General features: G+C 73.1%; 18 protein-coding genes. 8 read left to right on the top strand and 10 right to left on the bottom strand.

Going from position 1 to position 18,069, the window contains the following annotated elements:
* Window positions 1-52: 52 nt before the first annotated feature.
* On the top strand, window positions 53-1,375 hold the full coding sequence (locus tag AMA02S_RS10565) for a magnesium transporter MgtE N-terminal domain-containing protein (RefSeq protein WP_245667442.1): 1,323 nt from the start codon (window positions 53-55) through the stop codon (window positions 1,373-1,375).
* Between the two features lie 11 nt (window positions 1,376-1,386).
* Window positions 1,387-1,878, top strand: a complete 492-nt coding sequence (locus AMA02S_RS10570; RefSeq protein ID WP_157430552.1) for a DUF1003 domain-containing protein — start codon at window positions 1,387-1,389, stop codon at window positions 1,876-1,878.
* Here the strand turns inward: AMA02S_RS10570 and AMA02S_RS10575 are convergent.
* Window positions 1,832-2,395 carry a MarR family winged helix-turn-helix transcriptional regulator gene (locus tag AMA02S_RS10575; RefSeq protein WP_245667443.1) on the bottom strand — a complete coding sequence of 188 codons (564 nt, stop codon included), beginning with the start codon at window positions 2,393-2,395 and terminating at the stop codon, window positions 1,832-1,834. The two genes, AMA02S_RS10570 and AMA02S_RS10575, sit on opposite strands and share 47 nt — an antisense overlap.
* 88 nt (window positions 2,396-2,483) lie before the next feature.
* Here AMA02S_RS10575 and AMA02S_RS10580 point away from each other — a divergent pair, with 88 nt between their 5' ends.
* The gene (locus AMA02S_RS10580) at window positions 2,484-3,623 is read left to right on the top strand and encodes an Mrp/NBP35 family ATP-binding protein (RefSeq protein WP_067455472.1); all 1,140 of its coding nucleotides are present in this window, start codon (window positions 2,484-2,486) and stop codon (window positions 3,621-3,623) included.
* Between the two features lie 2 nt (window positions 3,624-3,625).
* Here AMA02S_RS10580 and AMA02S_RS10585 read toward each other — a convergent pair whose 3' ends face one another.
* The 5 genes from AMA02S_RS10585 to sigE form a co-directional block, all read right to left on the bottom strand.
* Window positions 3,626-3,973: a sec-independent translocase gene (locus AMA02S_RS10585; protein WP_067456956.1), complete on the bottom strand. Its 348-nt coding sequence runs from the start codon at window positions 3,971-3,973 to the stop codon at window positions 3,626-3,628.
* A 117-nt stretch (window positions 3,974-4,090) separates the two neighbouring features.
* Window positions 4,091-5,875: a trypsin-like peptidase domain-containing protein gene (locus AMA02S_RS10590; RefSeq protein ID WP_067456960.1), complete on the bottom strand. Its 1,785-nt coding sequence runs from the start codon at window positions 5,873-5,875 to the stop codon at window positions 4,091-4,093.
* 114 nt (window positions 5,876-5,989) lie between these two features.
* The gene (locus AMA02S_RS10595) at window positions 5,990-7,090 is read right to left on the bottom strand and encodes a MucB/RseB C-terminal domain-containing protein (protein WP_245667444.1); all 1,101 of its coding nucleotides are present in this window, start codon (window positions 7,088-7,090) and stop codon (window positions 5,990-5,992) included.
* Window positions 7,087-7,689 (bottom strand): anti-sigma factor family protein, encoded by a 603-nt coding sequence (locus AMA02S_RS44030; RefSeq protein WP_067455475.1) that lies wholly within the window; start codon window positions 7,687-7,689, stop codon window positions 7,087-7,089. Before AMA02S_RS44030 ends, AMA02S_RS10595 begins: the two co-directional genes overlap by 4 nt.
* Window positions 7,690-7,859: 170 nt before the next feature.
* Window positions 7,860-8,615 (bottom strand): RNA polymerase sigma factor SigE, encoded by a 756-nt coding sequence (gene sigE / locus AMA02S_RS10605; protein WP_439951589.1) that lies wholly within the window; start codon window positions 8,613-8,615, stop codon window positions 7,860-7,862.
* A 254-nt stretch (window positions 8,616-8,869) separates the two neighbouring features.
* On the opposite strand from sigE, the gene AMA02S_RS10610 reads away from it, so the two are divergent.
* Both AMA02S_RS10610 and AMA02S_RS10615 read left to right on the top strand, forming a co-directional pair.
* Window positions 8,870-9,472 (top strand): O-methyltransferase, encoded by a 603-nt coding sequence (locus tag AMA02S_RS10610; protein ID WP_067455478.1) that lies wholly within the window; start codon window positions 8,870-8,872, stop codon window positions 9,470-9,472.
* Between the two features lie 184 nt (window positions 9,473-9,656).
* Window positions 9,657-10,274, top strand: a complete 618-nt coding sequence (locus AMA02S_RS10615; RefSeq protein ID WP_067455481.1) for a hypothetical protein — start codon at window positions 9,657-9,659, stop codon at window positions 10,272-10,274.
* A 14-nt stretch (window positions 10,275-10,288) separates the two neighbouring features.
* Here the strand turns inward: AMA02S_RS10615 and AMA02S_RS10620 are convergent, their stop codons facing one another.
* The 4 genes from AMA02S_RS10620 to AMA02S_RS40095 form a co-directional block, all read right to left on the bottom strand.
* The gene (locus AMA02S_RS10620) at window positions 10,289-11,029 is read right to left on the bottom strand and encodes an anti-sigma factor (RefSeq protein ID WP_067455484.1); all 741 of its coding nucleotides are present in this window, start codon (window positions 11,027-11,029) and stop codon (window positions 10,289-10,291) included.
* A complete protein-coding gene (locus tag AMA02S_RS10625; protein ID WP_067456966.1) occupies window positions 11,026-11,613 on the bottom strand; it encodes a sigma-70 family RNA polymerase sigma factor in 588 nt (195 codons plus the stop codon). Before AMA02S_RS10625 ends, AMA02S_RS10620 begins: the two co-directional genes overlap by 4 nt.
* 91 nt (window positions 11,614-11,704) lie before the next feature.
* Window positions 11,705-13,171, bottom strand: a complete 1,467-nt coding sequence (locus AMA02S_RS10630) for a leucyl aminopeptidase (RefSeq protein WP_067455487.1) — start codon at window positions 13,169-13,171, stop codon at window positions 11,705-11,707.
* Window positions 13,172-13,394: 223 nt separating this feature from the next.
* A complete protein-coding gene (locus tag AMA02S_RS40095) occupies window positions 13,395-13,562 on the bottom strand; it encodes a DUF3117 domain-containing protein (protein WP_075022250.1) in 168 nt (55 codons plus the stop codon).
* A gap of 207 nt (window positions 13,563-13,769) precedes the next feature.
* Between AMA02S_RS40095 and AMA02S_RS10635 the strand changes: the two genes are divergently transcribed.
* From AMA02S_RS10635 to AMA02S_RS10645, 3 genes are all read left to right on the top strand, one after another.
* The gene (locus tag AMA02S_RS10635) at window positions 13,770-14,555 is read left to right on the top strand and encodes an enoyl-CoA hydratase-related protein (RefSeq protein WP_067455490.1); all 786 of its coding nucleotides are present in this window, start codon (window positions 13,770-13,772) and stop codon (window positions 14,553-14,555) included.
* 149 nt (window positions 14,556-14,704) lie between these two features.
* Window positions 14,705-15,469 (top strand): ABC transporter ATP-binding protein, encoded by a 765-nt coding sequence (locus tag AMA02S_RS10640; protein WP_067455493.1) that lies wholly within the window; start codon window positions 14,705-14,707, stop codon window positions 15,467-15,469.
* A gap of 5 nt (window positions 15,470-15,474) precedes the next feature.
* Window positions 15,475-18,060, top strand: a complete 2,586-nt coding sequence (locus tag AMA02S_RS10645; RefSeq protein ID WP_067455496.1) for an FtsX-like permease family protein — start codon at window positions 15,475-15,477, stop codon at window positions 18,058-18,060.
* Window positions 18,061-18,069: the final 9 nt, after the last annotated feature.

Consider the following 18,069-nt stretch of genomic DNA (forward strand, 5'->3'; position numbering starts at 1 on the left):
CACGCCCGCCGCCGCCAGGATGAGCTGCAAGATCACGGGTAATGTCCTGCTCATGAGCGGAGCTCCGACACGGGTGTACATCGCCCGGCTCGCCGGGATCGCGGTGTTCGACCCCGCCGGCGACCAGGTCGGCCGCGTCCGCGACGTGGTGGTCGCCCTGCGTCTCGCGCCCCGCCCGCCGCGGGTGCTCGGCCTGGTGGTGGAGGTGGCGCCGCGCCGCCCGGTGTTCCTGCCGATCACCCGGGTCACCGTGATCGAGGCGGACGCGATCATCTTCAATGGACGGCTGAACGTGCGGCGGTTCCAGAAACGCGAGTCCGAGACATTGGTCATCGCCGAGATGCTCGACCGGACGGTCCGGTTCCCGGACACCGGCGAGCTCGTCTCCGTCGTGGACGTGGCGATGGAGCCGACCCGCACCCGGGACTGGCTGATCGGCAAGGTCGCCGTCCGCCGCGGCGGCCGGGGCCTGCGCCGGGGCGCGGGGCTGCGGCGGCGCGGCGAGAGCCTGATCGTGGACTGGGACGCCGTGGAGGGCTTCTCCGCCGTCGAGCACGGCCAGGGCGCCGCCGGGCTGATCGCCGCGTTCGAGCGGATGAAACCCGCCGACCTCGCCAACATCGTCCACGAGCTGTCCGAGAAACGCCGCACCGAGGTCGCCGTCGCGCTGGACGACGAGCGGCTCGCCGACGTCCTGGAGGAGCTGCCCGAGGACGACCAGATCGAGATCCTCGGCAAGCTGGAGGCCGACCGGGCCGCCGACGTCCTGGAGGCGATGGGCCCAGACGACGCGGCGGACCTGCTCGGCGAGCTGCCCACCGAGCAGCGTGAGCAGCTGCTGATGCTGATGGAGCCGCAGGACGCGGCGCCGGTCCGGCGGCTGCTGACCTACGCCGACGACTCGGCGGGCGGGCTGATGACCACCGACCCGGTGATCATCCCGCCGGACGCGACGGTCGCCGAGGCGCTCGCCCAGATCCGCAACCCCGACCTGAACCCCGCGCTGGCCGCGCAGGTGTACGTGTGCCGGCCGCCGACCGCGACGCCGACCGGCCGCTACCTCGGCACGGTGCACTTCCAGCGCCTCCTCCGCGAACCGCCGCCGACGCTGGTCAGCGGCATCGTGGACACCGAACTGGACCCGCTGCGCCCGACGATGTCGCTGGCGGCGGTCGCAATGTACCTGGCCACCTACAACCTCGTCGCCGGGGCGGTGGTGGACGAGAACGGGCATCTGCTGGGGTCGGTGACCATCGACGACGTGCTCGACCACCTGCTGCCCGAGGACTGGCGGGAGACCGCGATGGACGCCGTCGCCGAGGCGACCGCCGATCCCGAGGAAGAGGCCCTGCGGGGCACCGAGGGGACGACATGACCGCACGCGAGATGAGCACGCGCCTGGACCAGCCCCGCGAGATCCGCCGCACGCTGGTACCGCGTCCCCACTACGACCCGGACTCGTTCGGACGACTGTCGGAGCGGATAGCCCGCTTCCTCGGCACCGCCCGGTTCCTCGTCTACATGACGGTGTTCGTCGGCGTGTGGATCGTGTGGAATCTGGTGGCGCCGTCCGCGCTGCGGTTCGACCCGTACCCGTTCATCTTCCTGACGCTGATGCTGTCGCTCCAGGCGTCCTACGCGGCGCCGCTGATCCTGCTGGCCCAGAACCGGCAGGACGACCGGGACCGCGTCCAGTACGAGCAGGACCGCGCCCAGAACGAGCGCTCCATCGCCGACACCGAGTACCTCACCCGGGAGATCGCCGGGCTGCGGGTGGCGCTGAACGAGGTCGTGACCCGGGACTTCCTGCGCTCCGAACTCCAGCAGATCCTCAAGGAGCTGGACGCCAAGGAAGACCACCGGGGCCCGGTCCACTAACCCGGGTGGGCGGCGAGGGCTCGGGCTCGTCGGCGAGTTTGCCGAGGATGTGCCCGAAGGTGCGCAGGTCGTCATCGTCCAGGCGGCTGAGGACATAGTCGCGGACACCCTGCCGGTAGGTGGGGGTGGCCTCGGTCAGCCGGTCACGGCCTGCGGGCGTCAGCACCGCGTACAGGCCCCGCGCGTCGCTCGCGCAGGACTGCCGGATGACCAGGCCCTCCCGCTGGAGCCGGTCGACCAGGCGCGTCAGGCCGCTGCGCGACAGCAGCACCCGGTCGGCCAGGTCGTTCATACGCAGCCGCCCGCCCGGCGCCTCACCGAGGTGCATGAGGACGTCGTAGGAGCCCAGCGCGAGGTCGTGCTCGGCCAGCAGACCGGACTGCAACCTGCGGGAGATCCGCACCTGGGCGCGGAGCATGGTCCGCCAGACGGTCAGCTCGGCGACCGAGATGCGGCCGCTGGAGGCCGGACCGGCGGAAACGGGACCGGCGGCTACAGAACTGGGCTGGGTCGTCACGCACCCGATCGTACGGTGGCCGGACACACCCCGTGAGGGCGGACACCCTGATTGGCGGGCATGGCCACCCAGTTCATACCATGGGGCCATGGCCTCCCAGTTGACGACCGAGCAGGTGACCGCGGCGCTCGCCACGGTAAACGATCCTGAGATCCGCAAGCCCATCACCGAGCTCGACATGGTCAAGGACATCGACATCGCGGCGGACGGCGCCGTGCGCGTCGGCGTCTACCTGACCGTGGCCGGATGTCCCATGAAGGACACCATCACCAAGAACGTCACCGAGGCCGTCTCCAAGATCGAGGGAGTCACCTCCGTCCAGGTGGATCTGGACGTGATGAGCGAGGAGCAGCGCAAGGGTCTACAGACCAAGCTGCGCGGCGGCGAGCCCGCCAAGGAGATCCCCTTCGCCAAGCCGAACTCGCTGACCAAGGTGTACGCGGTGGCGAGCGGCAAGGGCGGCGTCGGCAAGTCGTCGATCACCGTGAACCTGGCGGCGGCGCTGGCGGCGCAGGGCCGCAGGGTGGGCGTGGTGGACGCCGACATCTACGGCCACTCGGTGCCGCGGATGCTCGGCGTGCAGAACTCGCCCACCAAGGTCGAGGACATGATCATGCCGCCGTCGGCGCATGACGTGAAGGTCATCTCCGTCGGCATGTTCACCGCCGGGAACCAGCCGGTCGTGTGGCGCGGGCCGATGCTGCACCGCGCGCTCCAGCAGTTCCTCGCCGACGTCTACTGGGGCGACCTGGACATCCTGCTGATGGACCTGCCCCCGGGTACCGGCGACATCGCGATCTCCGTCGCGCAGCTGCTGCCGTCCGCGGAGATCCTGGTCGTCACCACCCCGCAGCAGGCCGCCGCCGAGGTCGCCGAACGGGCCGGCGCCATCGCCGCGCAGACCCACCAGCAGGTCGTCGGTGTGATCGAGAACATGTCCTACCTGACGTGCGCGCACTGCGGCGAGCGCCAGGACATCTTCGGCGCCGGCGGCGGCCAGACGGTCGCGGACGCGCTGACGAAGACGCTCGGCACCCGCGTTCCGCTGCTTGGCCAGGTACAGATCGACACGCGGCTGCGCGAGGGCGGCGACAACGGCACCCCGCTGGTGCTCTCCGACCCGGACGCCGGCGCCGCCAAGGAACTGCGCACCATCGCCGACAAGCTCGCCGGCCGCAGCCGCGGCCTGGCCGGAATGTCCCTAGGAATCTCTCCCAAGGGGCGCTGAATTCACGTCGCTTCGGAGTCGAAGGGCGGGCGCTCGCCGTAGCCCAGGCCGCCGGCGGCGGCGTAGGACGCGTCGTCGGCCAGGAGGCCGCCGTTGCTCGCGTACGTGTCGTCGTCATCTTCGAAGAGATGCTTGCGGACGAACGTCTTCGGGTTGAGGTCGGCGATGTCGAAGTCCTTGAACTCCGGGCCGAGCCCCTCCTGAAGGTCCGCCTTGGCTGAGTTGGCCATCTCGCGGAACTGCCGCAGCATCCGGCCCGCCTGCCCGGCGACCTGAGGCAGCTTGTCGCCGAAGATGACCAGGGCGAGCACGACCAGTACGGCCATCTCGCCGAGTCCGACGTCGAACAACCCGTCCTCCACAGCAGCCGAAGGGACCGGCCCGCGCGGACCGGTCCCCCCAGCGTATCCCGGGTCCGGATGAACCGGACCTCACCATCCGCCCCCACCCCGGGGGCGGCACGCGTCTCAGTCGGAGCCCAGCGTCACCTCGACGGTCGACTCCTTGCCGCCCCGCTGGTAGGTCACCTTGATCCGGTCGCCGGGGGCCCGGCTGCGGATCTGGGCGATCAGGTCGGTGGCGTCCTCGATCGGCTTGCCGTCCAGCGCGGTGATCACGTCGCCGGGCTTCATGCCGGCCTTGTCCGCCGGGCCGTTCTTGGTCACCGGGTCCTGCCCGTTGACGCCCTGCGGCAGGATCCGCGCACCGCCCTGCTGGTAGCGCGGGTCGGGCAGCACCCCGAGCTTGGCCTGCTTGACGGTCCCCGTCCGGATGATCTCCTCGGCGACACGCCTGCCCTGGTTGATCGGGATCGCGAAGCCGAGGCCGATGCTGCCGCCCTGGCCCTCGCCCATCGACTGGCCGCCGAGGGTCGCGATGGCGGTGTTGATGCCGATCACGCGGCCCTTCGCGTCCACCAGCGGCCCACCCGAGTTGCCGGGGTTGATCGCCGCGTCGGTCTGGATCGCGTTGAGATAGGACGCGTCCGCGCCGCCCTCGCCCTGCGTGGGCACCGCGCGGTTGAGGGAGCTGACGATGCCGGTGGTCACCGAGCCCTGGAGGCCGAGCGGCGAACCGATCGCGATCACCGGGTCACCCACCGCGATGGCGGCGGAGTCGCCGACCTGGAGGGCGGGCAGCGAATGCTGGCCCTCGGGCTTGAGGACCGCGACGTCCGAGCTCGGGTCGGCTCCCTTGACCGTGGCGGGCAGCGTCTTCTTGTCGTTGAAGACGATCTGGATCTGCCCGCTGCCGCCTCCGGCGACGACGTGGTTGTTGGTGACGACATAGCCGCCATTGACGATGAAGCCGGTACCGCCGACCTCGCCCTGCGAGGACTGCACACGAATCATCACGACGCTGGGCAGCACCCGCTGCGCGACGCCCGCCACCGAGTCGGGCGGCCGGTTCTGCACCTTGGTGTCGTTGCCCGTGGTGCCACCGAGGCTCACCGCGCCACCGTCATCGTCATCACCGGTGGCGATGACACCGATCCCGGCGCCGACCGCACCCGCGACAAGCGCCACGATCAGCGCCACGACGGCGAGCAGGCCGAGGCCGGGGCCGCGTCCGGACGAGGAGGGCATCGCGGGCACCGGCGCCCAGTTCGGGCCGGTGCCGGGCGGCCCCCCGAAGCCCATCGGACGGGGGCCTCCGGGCGGCGGGCCCAGCGGAGCGGCCGGCGGTCCCATCGCCGGGCGCCCGGCCGGAGGGATGGTCGGCGGCCCCTGATGGGACTGCTGCGGGTGGGAATGCTGCGGCCACCCGCCGTACGGCGGCGGCGAGCCCTGCAGGCGCGGGTCCTGGTGGTGCGGGACGAACCCGGGCCGCGGGCGGCCCTCGGGCCCCTCCACCATCGGCTTGTCCAGCGGGACCGGCGGCGGTGGCTGCGGCATGTCACGCGGCGGCACGTCCTGGAGCGGGACCTCCTGGGGCCCCATGTCGCGCGGAGGCGTGTCGTGCAGATCCTGGAGGAACATGTCCTGAGGGGTGTCGCGCGGAGGGCCGGTGCGCTCGGATCCTCCGAGCTGCGCGTCCGGCGGCGCGAATCCCCCGGCCACCAGCCGGTCGGAGCCGCCGTCGTCCCCCCACTCGGGCTCCCGTTCGGCGTCCGTCCCCGACTGCTCCAGGGGAATCTCCTGGTCGGCCACCGTCTCGGGGGGAGCGGCGGCCTCCTGCCGCTCAGGCTCGTCGCCGGGGACGGAGTCGTCCTCCGGCCGCGCCTCGCCCGGACCGCGGTTGTCTTCCGTCATCCCCATCTCTCCTACCGAGCATGGTTCTCGTCATCCGCGCTCATCGTGCCCCGCAGGGCATGTGGCGAGCATAAGACCTTCCGTGACCGACCGACGAACCGCGCGGCCCCCCGCTCAGCCGAACGGGTTGACCACCGAGCCAAGCCGGCGGGCGCCCCTGGCCACGCGGGTCCAGAACGGTGTGCCGCCGCGGGGCAGGTTCAGGGCCACCGCCTCGGCGGTGCTCTGCGGGACATCGGTGAGGACCGTGTAGACGTACCCGTTCTCGGCGGACACGGCCCAGCGCCGCAGGGCCTCGCGGCGAAAGACCGTCCGGCCCCGGCGCGCGCTCTTCTGCCAGCCGGCCAGCCGGGTCTCGTCCAGGCTGCCACGCTGGACGAAGACGGACACGGCGGCGAGTCCGTCGGAGTAGCTCAGATGGACGGTGCCGTTGTCGCGGCGCGCCTCGTAGAGGGTGAGCCTGCCGGGCAGGCTCTTCGGGACGGGCCAGCCGTCCTCGCGGAGGGCGGCGAGCTGGCTGCGGTCGAGCCGCTCCTCCCAGGGCGTCAGGGCGGCGGCCGGAGCATTCGTCATGTCGGGGTCGGCGCGGTCGGCGCCCCGGGCGGGTGGCGCGGCGCGCAGCAGGAACCGCCCGCCGGACGGCACCCCAAGATCGATCTCGGTGAACCCGGATGCGACGACCCTGCGGCCGGTGGCGTCCACCAGCTCGCGCCGCAGCATCAGGCCGGTCTCGGAATCGAGCCAGAAGCGCCCGGCGGTGCTGCCGTCCGCCCGGCGGGCCTCCACCACGCGGGCACGGCGACCGCAGACCGACGCGTCCGCCGCGCGGACGACCGAGTAGTTGCGGGTCAGCAGGCTCAGGGTCCCGGCGGTGAAGCCGGCCGTCTCGCCCGCGGCGGAGTCGGGGCGGTACCCCTCCGTGCCCGCCGCCGACACATAGCGGGCGCCCTCGCCGGGACGGTGCGCCACGCCGACCTCCGACGTGGCGGAGCGGGTCCGGTTCCAGGTGGTCAGGAAGCGCCGTCCCTCGTAGGGGACGCGGCGCGCGGCGTCGGCGGCGGCGCGCAGCAGCCCCACGGCGCCGGGGTCGCCGCGCGTGCCCCGGGCGGGACCGGCGTCGCCGGTCAGGGCCCCGGCGAGCGCGAGCGCCCCCACCATCCCGCCGGCCATCAGGGCGCAGCGGCGCGCCCGGCCGGTGACGGTGGCCGCGATCACGGTCCGGGGGACGTCTCGACCTGGTTGACCGGGTCGGTGAGCGGGTCGGTCATCGGCGCGTCGCCTGAGGTCAGCGCGTGCTCAACGGCGAACCGGTCGAAGGCGGGCGTCACGGTGGGCGCCTCATCGCCCCCGCCGGCCGCGTAGGAGGCGGTGCCAAGCCCGAGGAACAGCGTCGCGGCGCCCACGACCAGGTAGCGACGTGAATGGCCGCGCAGCGCGGCGGCGGCCGCGGCGCGACCCGCCGGGCGGTTGTCGCGGGGACGGGCGGCAGCGGACGGCCTGGCCGCACGCGGGGATGATCGCGGCAGCCTCGTGGACGCCCCCGGGGACGGCGCGGGTGGCCCCGGCGGGACCGTCTCGGCTGATCCGGCCAACGAGCGCAGCCGGGTCACGAAGTCATCGGTGGGAAGGTCGTCGGCGCCGTCGGACGCGGCGGGCTCGGACAGCTCCCGCAGCCGGCCCTTGAGCCGCCGCAGCATGTCCGCCTCGGCCCGGCACCGGGCGCAGCCCGCGAGATGGGCGAGCGCGCGATCACGCTCCTCGTGATCCAGTTCGCCGTCGACCAGGGCAGTCAGGCTCTCCCCCAGGCAACTCACGCGGCCTCCTCACGGGAGAGCGGCCTCCCAGGTCCCCCGGTGGGAAGGGACGACCCCACTCGTCCCCCGGCACGAGCCGCGCTCATGCCCTCGCTTCGCTCCGTCATGACGCCCCTCGTTGTCATCCCATCGCGCACGCGGTCCCATAATCCACGCGCGGGTCGCTTGCTTTACACGCCCTCTGGCAGTGCCCGGACGCCCTCGGCGACCGGTGTCCGGTACCCGCCGCCCGCCTCGGCGGGGGCCGCTGCCGCGGCCAGATCGGCCTCGCCCGACAGGCCGGACTGGTAGTCGTTCCGCGTGCCGGGCCGCCGCCTGGTCGGGGCGCGGTGCTCCAGCGCGGCGCGCAGCTGGGCGCGGCCCCGGTGGATCCGACTGCGCACGGTGCCGAGCTTGACACCGAGCGTCGCGGAGATCTCCTCGTAGGACAGGCCCTCGATGTCGCACAGCACCACGGCCGCCCGGTATTCGGGGGCCAGCGCGTCGAGCGCGGCCTGCACGTCCGCGTCGAAGTTGTTGTCGTCGAACGCCTGCGCCGGAGTGGGCTCACGGCCCTGGAGGCGCTCGGCGGCGTCGTCGGCCAGTCCCTCGAAGCGGATGCGCTGGCGGCGCCGCGCCATGTCGAGGAACAGGTTCGTGGTGATCCGGTGCAGCCAGCCCTCGAACGTCCCGGGCGTGTAGTTCGACAGTGAGCGGAACACGCGGACGAAGACCTCCTGCGTGAGGTCTTCCGCGTCGTGCTGATTACCGGTCAGTCGGTAGGCGAGGCGGTATACACGCGCCGAATGCTCGCGGACGACCTCGTCCCAGGACGGCGGCGCCCATTCGGCCTCGGGGGCGTTCTCCCGTGTGCGCGCGGCGTTCCCCAGCCCCTGCCTGGGGCCGACCCCCACAGCGCCTCTAAAACTCAGTGCTGCGACTCCCATGGTGCCGGGCTGTTCCTCTCTCGTGAGCCAAGGTCTCCACCTTGGAACGGCACGGTCTCGCCTGGGCTGGGGCGGTTTTCTGGACCGACTCGGTTCTTCGACTCGGCCCATCGGGGAGATGTGCTCCGTCGCTGGTTAGAACGCGCTGACACTCCAGATGGTTCCCTGTCAGCGATATGGTCTTTCCAGCATGAGCCAGGCGGGGGTCCCGCGAGGAGGCAGCCATCGACGCCATTCAGGCCACCCTGGCCTACGTGGAGGAATTCCTCCCCGAAGACGAACCGCTCGTGGCCGCCCGGCGCCGCGGCCAGGAGATCGGCGCGACGCCCATCGGGCCTGCGGGCGGGGCCGCGCTGCGCTTCCTGGCGACGCTGATCGGCGCCCGGACGGTCGTGGAGATCGGTTCGGGCTGTGGTGTGTCCGGTGTCTGGCTGCTGCGCGGCATGGCCAAGGACGCGGTGCTGACCAGCGTGGACGTCGAGCCCGAGCATCAGCGGCTCGCGAAGCTGGCCTACCGGGAGGCGGGGCTCGGCTCGTCCCGCACCCGGATGATCATTGGACGGGCACTGGAGGTGCTGCCCAGGCTCACCGACGGCGCCTACGACATGGTGTTCTGCGACGCGGTGAAGCAGGAGTACCCCGACTACCTGACCGCTGCGCTGCGCCTGCTGCGCCCGGGCGGCGTGGTCGCGTTCGACAACGCGCTGTGGGGGGACCAGGTCGCCGACCCCGACCGGCACGACCCGGAGACCGACGCGATCCGCGAGACGCACCGGATGATCCGCGAGGACGAGCGGCTGGTGCCGCTGCTGGTCCCGGTGGGCGACGGCCTGCTGTGCGCGGTGAAGCGGGAATAAGCAGTGTTTTCACAGCCCCGGCCCACCGTGCTCGCCTGGCGGCTCGCCCCGTGACCGTGCCTGGGCGAGCGCGACATCGCTTCGCGATCTTCCCGGTGAGGCTCGCCTCCGGCGTCGCCTCGCCGGTCAGGTAGCGCGCTCGCGTGACGCCTGAGGCCCCTATGAGACAGCTCCTGGCCCCCTGATGGACCGTCCCGGCGAGCCGGACGCGTCCGGTGAGGTGTTCGCGGTACGGAACCGGGTGACCTGGTGGGGCGTCTGGCAGCTGCTCGCGCTGCTGATCTTGTGCTTGGCCTCGGCGGGCTTCGTCGGCGGTGCGGTGATGCGCGGGACGGGCGTCGGCAGCCTGGCGTTCCTGCTGCTCGGCGTGGCGGGCCTCGCGCTGTTCGGGGCGGGCCTGGTGATGTCGGCGGGCGGCATGCTGGCGCGGCGTCCGGTCCTGGTGTTCGACGCGGACGGGGTGCGGCGCCCGGCCCGCTGGCCGCTGCCCCGCGCGTCCGGCCGGGTCCTGCCCTGGACGGACGTGACGGCGATCACGGCGCTACGGCGGAGCGTCGCCCACGGGCGGGGGGCCGAGCAGGACTACGTGGTGTTCCTGCCGACGGCGGAGCTGGCGGAGCTGGCCCGCACCGCGGAACGTCCGCGGCTCGTCGCGCTGACCATGCGGGACGTTCCGGCGACGGCGGAGGCGGTCCCGTGGTGCTTCGCGGTGGAAGCGGGCTGGGACGCGCGGCTGCCGCAGATCGTCAAGCAGGCCAGGCGCCGCCGCCCGGTCCCGGTGATCGACCGCCGCCTCAAATGATCCGAGCCGGACGGTCAGGTCGGCAGGGCCGCGGCGAAGATCGGAGACGTGGTGGGAGCGCTGGAGCCGGCGGCCGGTTCGACCGTGAGGCCGACCTGGGTGGCGGCGCCGAGACCGTCCAGGAGCACCGGTCCCGACGCCCCGGCCGTCAACCCGGCCGGGCGGGGCGCGCCGTCGCCGAGCAGCCACAGCTCGTACGTGCGGGCGGTGGAGACTGCGGGCAGCCCGGCCAGCACCACCACGGCCTTGTCCAACCGCCGGGACACCACGACGGTGCCCTGCCCGCCATGGCGCACCTGCCCGGTCACGGCCCGCGCGTCCGGGGCCGTGAGCACGGACGCGACCAGTTCCTGCCGGGCCTGGAGGCGGTCGGCGCGGTCGTCGGCACGTTGCGCGACGACCCCGAGCGCGACGGCCACGGCGAGGCAGGCCGCGGCGGCGACGGTGAGCAGGCGCGGGAAGACGCGCCCCGCCCGGTGGTGGGGCCGTGCGTCCGGGCGGGGCGCCGCCTGGCGGGGAGCGACCTGGCGGGTCCGCGCCACCTCGGCGAGGACGCGCATCCGCATCCCGGCCGGTGCTGAGACCGCGGCGGCCGCTCCCAGGCGCGCCGCGGTCTCCTGGAGACCACGCACTTCGAGCGCGCAGTCTCCGCACCGGTCGAGATGGTCTTCGAACCGTCGGCTCTCGATCTCCGACAGCCCGTCCAGCGCGTAGGCGCCGGACAGGGCGTGGACGGTGGGCGAGGTGTGGCTCATCGGTCCACTCCCAGGCAGTCGCGCAATCTGATCAACCCGTCGCGCATCCGTGTCTTCACCGTCCCGAGCGACACCTTCAGCAGCTCGGAGACCTCACGGTAGGTGTAGCCGCCGTAGTAGGCGAGCGTCACGGACTCGCGTTGCAGTTCGGTCAGGCCGCTCAGGCAGCGCCGGACCCGTTCGCGTTCCATCCGCGTCTCCACCTCCTCGGCGACCTCGTCGAAGGCGGGAACGGACGCGCGGTGGGCGCGTTCCTCCCGGTCCGTCGCCGCCTGCGCCGAGCGGACCCGGTCGACGGCGCGGCGGTGCGCGAGGGTCAGCACCCACGACATCGCGCTCCCCCGCTCCGGGTCGAACCGGGACGCGGTGCGCCACAGCTCGACCAGGACCTCCTGGGCGACCTCCTCCGACTGCGCGGGATCGCGCAGCACCCGCAGGACCAGCCCGTACACAGGTGCCGCCACGAGGTCGTAGATCCGCGCGAACGCGGCCTCGTCACCTCGGGCGACCTGGTCGAGCAGCGCGGCGGGCTCGTCCGGAGGGTCCGCCGGCCGGCCCCGGTGCCAGGGCTTCGCAGGGCGCACGTGACTGGTGTCCACACCCCTAGTTCGTTTCCCAGGGCCGTTCGGATTGGCGGAAGCCCGAAAACTTTCCGGACATCCCGTCCGGGACAGGTCAGTCCTCGCTCAACCAGTCCAGGAGGAGGCGGGCGCCGAAGCCGGTGGCTCCGCGGGTGAGCTCGGCGTCCTCGGACGTCGACCGGCCGGGGCCGGCGATGTCCAGGTGCGCCCAGGGACGGCCGCCGACGAACTCGCGCAGGAACAGCGCGGCGGTGATGGAGCCGCCGCCGTAGCCGCCGCGGCCGATGTTGTTGATGTCGGCGACGTCGGAGTCGATGGCGGCGCGGTAGTCCTCGACGAGGGGCAGCCGCCACAGGGGCTCGCCGGCCGAGCGTCCGGCGGCGGTGAGATCGGCGGCGAGGGCGTCGTCGTTGGCGAACAGGGCACCCGTCCGCAGCCCGAGCGCGACCTTGGCGGCACCGGTGAGGGTCGCCACGTCCACGATGACGTCGGGGTCGAGCTCGGCGTGGGCGTAGGCGAGCGCGTCGGCGAGGACGAGCCGTCCCTCGGCGTCGGTGTTCAGCACCTCCGAGGTCTTCCCGCCGTAGTGGGCGATCACGTCCCCGGGGCGCATGGACGAGCCGGACGGCATGTTCTCGGCGGCCGCGACCAGACCGGTCACGCGGGCACGGACACCGAGCGCGCGCAGCGCGCCCATGACGGCGATGACCACGCCGCCGCCCGCCATGTCGGTCTTCATCGTCTTCATGTTGTCGTTGGGCTTGAGCGACAGCCCGCCGCTGTCGAAGGTGATGCCCTTGCCGACCAGTACGACGTGCCGCTCGGGCTCTCCCTCGGGGACATAGCCGATCTCGATCAGCCGCGGGGGCCGCGCGGACCCGGATCCGACGGCCAGCAGGCCCCCGAAACCCTCCGCGGCCAGCTCCTTCTCGCCGCGGACGCGGACGGTGAGGCCGGTGTCGGGCTTTTCGGCCCGCCTGGCCTGCTCGGCGAGCCAGGCGGGGTCCTTCTCGCCGGCCGGGGTGTTGGCCAGGTCGCGGGCGAGCGCGGTCGCGTGGGCGCGCGCGGTGCCGCGCTCGATCGCCTGGACGCCGGCCTCGGGACCGGCCTCGGTCAGCACGGCCAGGGTGCCGAGCGGGCCCCGCGGCGACGGGGCGCCGATCTTGAACTCGTAGCAGGCGAGCAGCGCGCCCTCGGTGAACGCGGCGAGGTCGCCGGCCGGGACACCGGCCACCAGTGCCGCCCGTCCCCGGCCGCGGCGGGCCAGCGCCGCGCCCGCCTTGCGCAGGTCGGCCGGGGACGCCTCACCCACCCCGTACAGCAGCAGCTCGCGGACCTGCTCGCCCAACCGGACGGGGACGGACACGATCTCGCCCGGCTCGCCCTTGGCCCGGTGCAGCGTGAGCAGCTCGTCCAGCGTGAACGGCAGCCCCGCCGCGACCTCGGCGGCCGGGGCGACGGGACCGGAGCGGACGGGCACCGCGACCACCTCGGCCCCGAGTTCGACCGCGGTCTGCGAGACGGTGCCGCCGGCGCCGCGGATACGGGTCTCGATGGGCATGGTGGTCGGTTCCCCCTAGGAGTCTCTGCGACGCTGGGCACTTCGGCGATGCTGGGCGGTTCGGTGACGCTGTGGGCTACGGCGATGCTGTGAACGTGCTGGATGCTGCCGGGTCGGCGCGTCCTGCGGGCGGTCGGCCGGCGTGGTTCGCGGGTCCGGGAACAGCGAGGGCCCCGGCGGAGCCGCCGGGACCGTCACTTCAAGCCGGGAAAGGGCGGAGCCGTCAGCCCACGACTTCCTTGAGGGCCTCGCCGAGCTCCTTGGCCTCGTCGGCGGAGAGCTCGACCACAAGGCGGCCACCGCCCTCGAGCGGGACCCGCATGACGATTCCGCGCCCCTCCTTGGTCACTTCGAGCGGACCGTCTCCCGTCCGCGGCTTCATCGCCGCCATGCGTGCATCCCCTTCCTGCCTAGGGCCGCTGGGGCCTCCGGGCACCGTTGGCCACGGGGCCGCCGGTCGCATTCGCGTCATCAGTAGTGGTCCATTATCTCGTCTTCCGGGCGCGAAGTGGTAACGATCAGCCTCCAGATCAGAAGTCCGAGATCAGAGGGCCCTTCGCGCCCTGTGAAAGGATCTGCTCGGGATGGGAGGACGGCGATGTCTGAGACCGTGTTGTACGACGTGTCCGATGGTGTGGGAACTATCACACTCAACCGCCCGGACGGGATGAATTCCCTGACGGCGGAGATGAAGGACGCGCTGCGCGCGACCGTCGAACAGGCCGCCGCCGACCCCGCGGCCAGAGCGGTGATCCTCACCGGCGCCGGGCGTGCCTTCTGCGCCGGGCAGGATCTCCGCGAGCACGCTGACAACCTCGCGGCGGGCAAGGGCCTGGACGGCACCGTCCGCCGCCACTACAACCCGATCGTGTTGGGGATCACCCGGATGGCCAAGCCGGTGGTCGCGGCCGTGAACGGCGTTGCGGCCGGCGCCGGCGCGTCGCTGGCCTTCGCCTGCGACCTGATCATCGCGTCCGACAAGGCCCGGTTCGCCACCGCGTTCACCGGGATCGGGCTGGCGCCCGACAGCGGCATGTCGTGGACGCTGCAACGCCTCGTCGGCCGCGCCAAGGCGGCGGAACTGCTGCTGCTCGCCGAGCCGGTGAAGGCCCCGGAGGCGCTGGAACTGGGGCTGGTGAACCGGGTCGTGCCCGCGGACGAGCTGGCCCCCGCCTCCGTGGAGCTGGCGCGGCACCTCGCGTCCGGGCCGACGGTCGCCTACGGCGCCGTCAAGGCGGCGCTCGACCACGCGGCCACGAGCGACCTGGCGTCCGCGCTGGAGAGAGAGGCCGTCTTGCAGGACGAGTGCGAGAAGACCAGCGACCACCACCACGCGACGGACGCCTTCCTGAACAAGCAGCAGCCCGCTTTCAAAGGGCGCTGAGGGGCACTGAAGGGCGCTGAAGGCCGCACCGAACACACTGCGCCGTCCTGGCCTCGGGGCTCCCTCTGAGCGGAGGTAGGGCTGCCCCTACCCGCGAGTCTGGAGACCACGCCACTGCGGGAGAGGGTGCGCGGCGGTTGGCTTGAGCCATGATTCAGACAACCGCCGCTCCGGCCGCCGGGCACCTCGGCGAACACGTGGCCGTCGCGTCCGACCTCGTCAAGTCCTACGGGATCGGCGACGGCGCCGTGACCGCGCTGCGCGGCGTCTCGGCGGTGTTCGCCCGCGGCCAGTTCACCGCGATCATGGGGCCGTCCGGGTCGGGCAAGTCGACGTTCCTGCACTGCCTGGCCGGGCTGGACACCGTCACCTCCGGAACGGTCCGCATCGGCGACGTCGAGATCACCGGGCTGTCGCGCACCCGGCTGACCAAGCTGCGCCGCGACCGGCTCGGCTTCGTCTTCCAGTCGTTCAACCTGCTGCCGATGCTGACGGCGGAGGAGAACATCCGGCTGACCGGGCGGCTCGGCAACCGGCGTGCGGACCGCCAGTGGTTCGACACGATCGTGGACGCGCTCGGCCTGCGCGGACGGCTGTCACACCGTCCGAGCGAGCTGTCGGGCGGGCAGCAGCAGCGGGTCGCGGTCGCGCGGGCGCTCCTCACCCGTCCCGAGGTGCTGTTCGCCGACGAGCCGACCGGCAACCTCGACTCCCGCTCGGGCGCCGAGGTGCTGGGGTTCCTGCGGACGGCGGTGGACGACTACCGGCAAACGGTGATCATGGTGACGCACGACCCGTCGGCCGCCGCGCACGCCGACCGCGTGCTGTTCCTGGCCGACGGGATGATCGTGCACGAGCTCGGCGACCCCACCATCGACCGGGTCCACGCCGTGATGCGCCGGATGGAGGGCTGAGCGGCATGTGGCTCATCGCGCGCCGCTCGTTCACCGACGGCTGGATGCGGCTGACCGCCACGCTGCTGGCGGCCCTGTTCTCGGTCGGCCTGATCGCGGGCTCGTTGCAGTTCACGCTGCGCGCGCAGGAGGCGGTGTCGGGCAGCGACGCCAGCGAGTACGCCGCCACGGACGTCCTCGTGCGCGGCGGGTCGATCGACCCCGACGAGGTCTACGCCGAGCCGGACGGCAGGATCGCGGTGAACCGGGTCGCCGGCCGCCCCGGCGTCGCCGCGGTCTCCGGGGACGCTCTGGTCGACGCGACCGCGAGCGGCGCGGACGGCAAGACGATCGTTCCGCCCGCCGGTGCCCGGACCCGGCTGCGGCCCTGGCCGTCCGACGGCCGCCTCAACGCCTTCCACCTGGAGTCGGGCCGCGCGCCCACGGCGCCGAACGAGGTCGTGGTCACCCGGCATGTGGCCCGCGCCGGGAAGCTGCGCACCGGCGACCCGACGCGGGTGTCGCTGCCCCACGAGGCCCGCGAGATGAGGGTCGTCGGGATCGTCACCGTCCAGGGGCGCAGCGCCGTCGCGAGCGGTGACCTGCTGCTGGCGACGCCCGATACCGTCCGGCAGGTGGCCGGGCTGCCCACCGGGACCTGGCAGGGCCTCTGGGTGAAGGCCGCACCGGGCGTGCCGCCCGCGAGGCTGCGCGACGCACTGTCCCGCGACCTGGGCCGGACCGCCACCGTGCAGACGGCCGAGTCGCTGCGCGGCGCGGAGTCCGCCGCCATCCAGTCCACCGGGGTCTCGATCGGCGGTTCGATCGGGATGCTGTCGTCGGTCGCGGTGTTCGTGGGCCTGTTCGTCGTGGCCAACACCTTCGGCACGCTCGTCCGCCAGCGGACGCGCCGCCTCGCCCTGCTGAGCGCGATCGGCGCCACCCCCCGCCAGATCAAACGGCTGATCCGGTTCGAGGCGCTCGTCCTCGGCGTCGTCGCCTCGATCGGCGGGGTGGCCTTCGGCTACCCGGTGTCGGCGCTGCTCACCCGGCTGTTCGCGCAGGACGGCTTCGACATCTCCGCCGCGGACGCGCAGTACGGCTGGGTGGCGCTCGCCGTCCCCGCCGCCGCCGGCGTCCTGGTCACCCAGCTCGCCGCCTGGCGCGCCGCACGCCGCGCCGCGCGGATCGCGCCGATGCAGGCATTGCGCGCGGCGAGCACCGACTCCGCGGGCCGCCGCTGGCCCCGGCTGCTCGGCGCCGCGGCGATCTTCGGCTGTGCCGCGATGTTCTACGGCCTGACCTTCGCGATCAAGTCCGAGGAGCGGCCCGGCCCCGACCTCACCGTCGGCGTCGCCATCATGATCCTGATGGGCTCGATGACCGCCGTGGCGGGGCTGGCCGTCCTCGCCCCGTTCTTCGTCGGCCCGCTCGGCGGCCTCGTCGGCCGGATCGGGATGGCGGTCAGCGGCGAGTCCGGACGGCTCGCCCGCGCCACCATCACCCGCAGCCCGCGCCGCGTCTCCTCCGCCGCCTCGTCCCTGATGCTGGGCGTCGCGCTGGTCAGCACGACCGCGCTGATGGTGCTGTCGGTGGACGCGCGTTTCGCGGAGGCCGGCGGCCAGGTGATGCGCGCCGAGCACGCCGTCGCCGCGACCGGCAAGACCGCCGACGGTCCCGCCCCGCTCCCCCGGGACGTGGCGGCCCGCGCCGCCCGCGCGCCCGGCGTCTCCCATTCCGTGGCGCTCACCACGACGTCGGCCAAGCTCGTCGACCCGCCGCCGCGGCCACCGTCGCCGGAGGAGGCGCCGGAGCCGGTGTACCTCACCGTGACCGGCGCCGACCAGGCGGCGCTGCCGTCCGTCCTCGCGCTCGGCGGACGGCTGCGGCCCCTCGGCCCCGGCCAGATCGCCGTCACGTCCGGTGTGATGAAGGCGAACAAGCTGAAAACAGGCCAGCGGATCGTCGTGCGCGCCGCCCGGGGCAAGATCGCGCTGACGGTCGCCGACACCTACCACGACCCGTCCCATCTGTTCGCCGACGAGGCCCTGGTGTCCCCCGCCACCATGGAGCGCCTGGACCCGAACGCCGCCACGCAGGCGGTCCTCGTCCGAGGCGGCGGCACGGACGCCATCGCCCGTGCGGTCGCCGGCGTCCCCGGCATCGAGGTCATGGACAAGCCCGGCTACGTGAAGACCGCGGCCGGCGCGATGACCAAGGGCATGCGGGTCATCTACGGCTTCATCGGCATGGCGCTCGTCCTCGCCCTGTTCGGGATGGCCACCACCGTCTCGATGAGCGTCGCCGAGCGGACCCGGGAGTTCGGGCTGCTCGGCGCGGTCGGCGCGACGATGGCGCAGGTCCGCTCGATCGTCCGCTGGGAGGCCGCCACGGTCGTGCTGCTCGGCGGCCTGCTCGGCATCGGCACCGCGTTCGGCACCGTCGCCCTCATGCGGGCGGCCACCAACAGCTCGTTCCTGAGCCCCGGCGCTCCCTGGTGGCTGTTCGTCCTGATCGTCGCGGGCGCCGCCCTGGTGACCTTCGCCACCTCCGCCCTCCCCGCCCGCCGAGCCGCCGCCGTCCCCGTCCTCGACGCGACGAAAACCGACTAGGTGTCCTGG

This window comes from Actinomadura macra NBRC 14102 (assembly GCF_001552215.1).
GTDB lineage: Bacteria > Actinomycetota > Actinomycetes > Streptosporangiales > Streptosporangiaceae > Spirillospora > Spirillospora macra.

Bases quoted from the DNA above. Each gene is read 5' to 3' on its own strand.
- AMA02S_RS10620 (WP_067455484.1), bottom strand. From the start codon at position 11,029: ATGAGCCACACCTCGCCCACCGTCCACGCCCTGTCCGGCGCCTACGCG.
- AMA02S_RS10565 (WP_245667442.1), top strand. From the start codon at position 53: ATGAGCGGAGCTCCGACACGGGTGTACATCGCCCGGCTCGCCGGGATC.
- AMA02S_RS10635 (WP_067455490.1), top strand. From the start codon at position 13,770: ATGTCTGAGACCGTGTTGTACGACGTGTCCGATGGTGTGGGAACTATC.
- AMA02S_RS10615 (WP_067455481.1), top strand. From the start codon at position 9,657: ATGGACCGTCCCGGCGAGCCGGACGCGTCCGGTGAGGTGTTCGCGGTA.
- AMA02S_RS10590 (WP_067456960.1), bottom strand. From the start codon at position 5,875: ATGACGGAAGACAACCGCGGTCCGGGCGAGGCGCGGCCGGAGGACGAC.
- AMA02S_RS10580 (WP_067455472.1), top strand. From the start codon at position 2,484: ATGGCCTCCCAGTTGACGACCGAGCAGGTGACCGCGGCGCTCGCCACG.
- AMA02S_RS10640 (WP_067455493.1), top strand. From the start codon at position 14,705: ATGATTCAGACAACCGCCGCTCCGGCCGCCGGGCACCTCGGCGAACAC.
- AMA02S_RS10630 (WP_067455487.1), bottom strand. From the start codon at position 13,171: ATGCCCATCGAGACCCGTATCCGCGGCGCCGGCGGCACCGTCTCGCAG.
- AMA02S_RS40095 (WP_075022250.1), bottom strand. From the start codon at position 13,562: ATGGCGGCGATGAAGCCGCGGACGGGAGACGGTCCGCTCGAAGTGACC.
- AMA02S_RS10645 (WP_067455496.1), top strand. From the start codon at position 15,475: ATGTGGCTCATCGCGCGCCGCTCGTTCACCGACGGCTGGATGCGGCTG.
- sigE (WP_439951589.1), bottom strand. From the start codon at position 8,615: ATGGGAGTCGCAGCACTGAGTTTTAGAGGCGCTGTGGGGGTCGGCCCC.
- AMA02S_RS10570 (WP_157430552.1), top strand. From the start codon at position 1,387: ATGAGCACGCGCCTGGACCAGCCCCGCGAGATCCGCCGCACGCTGGTA.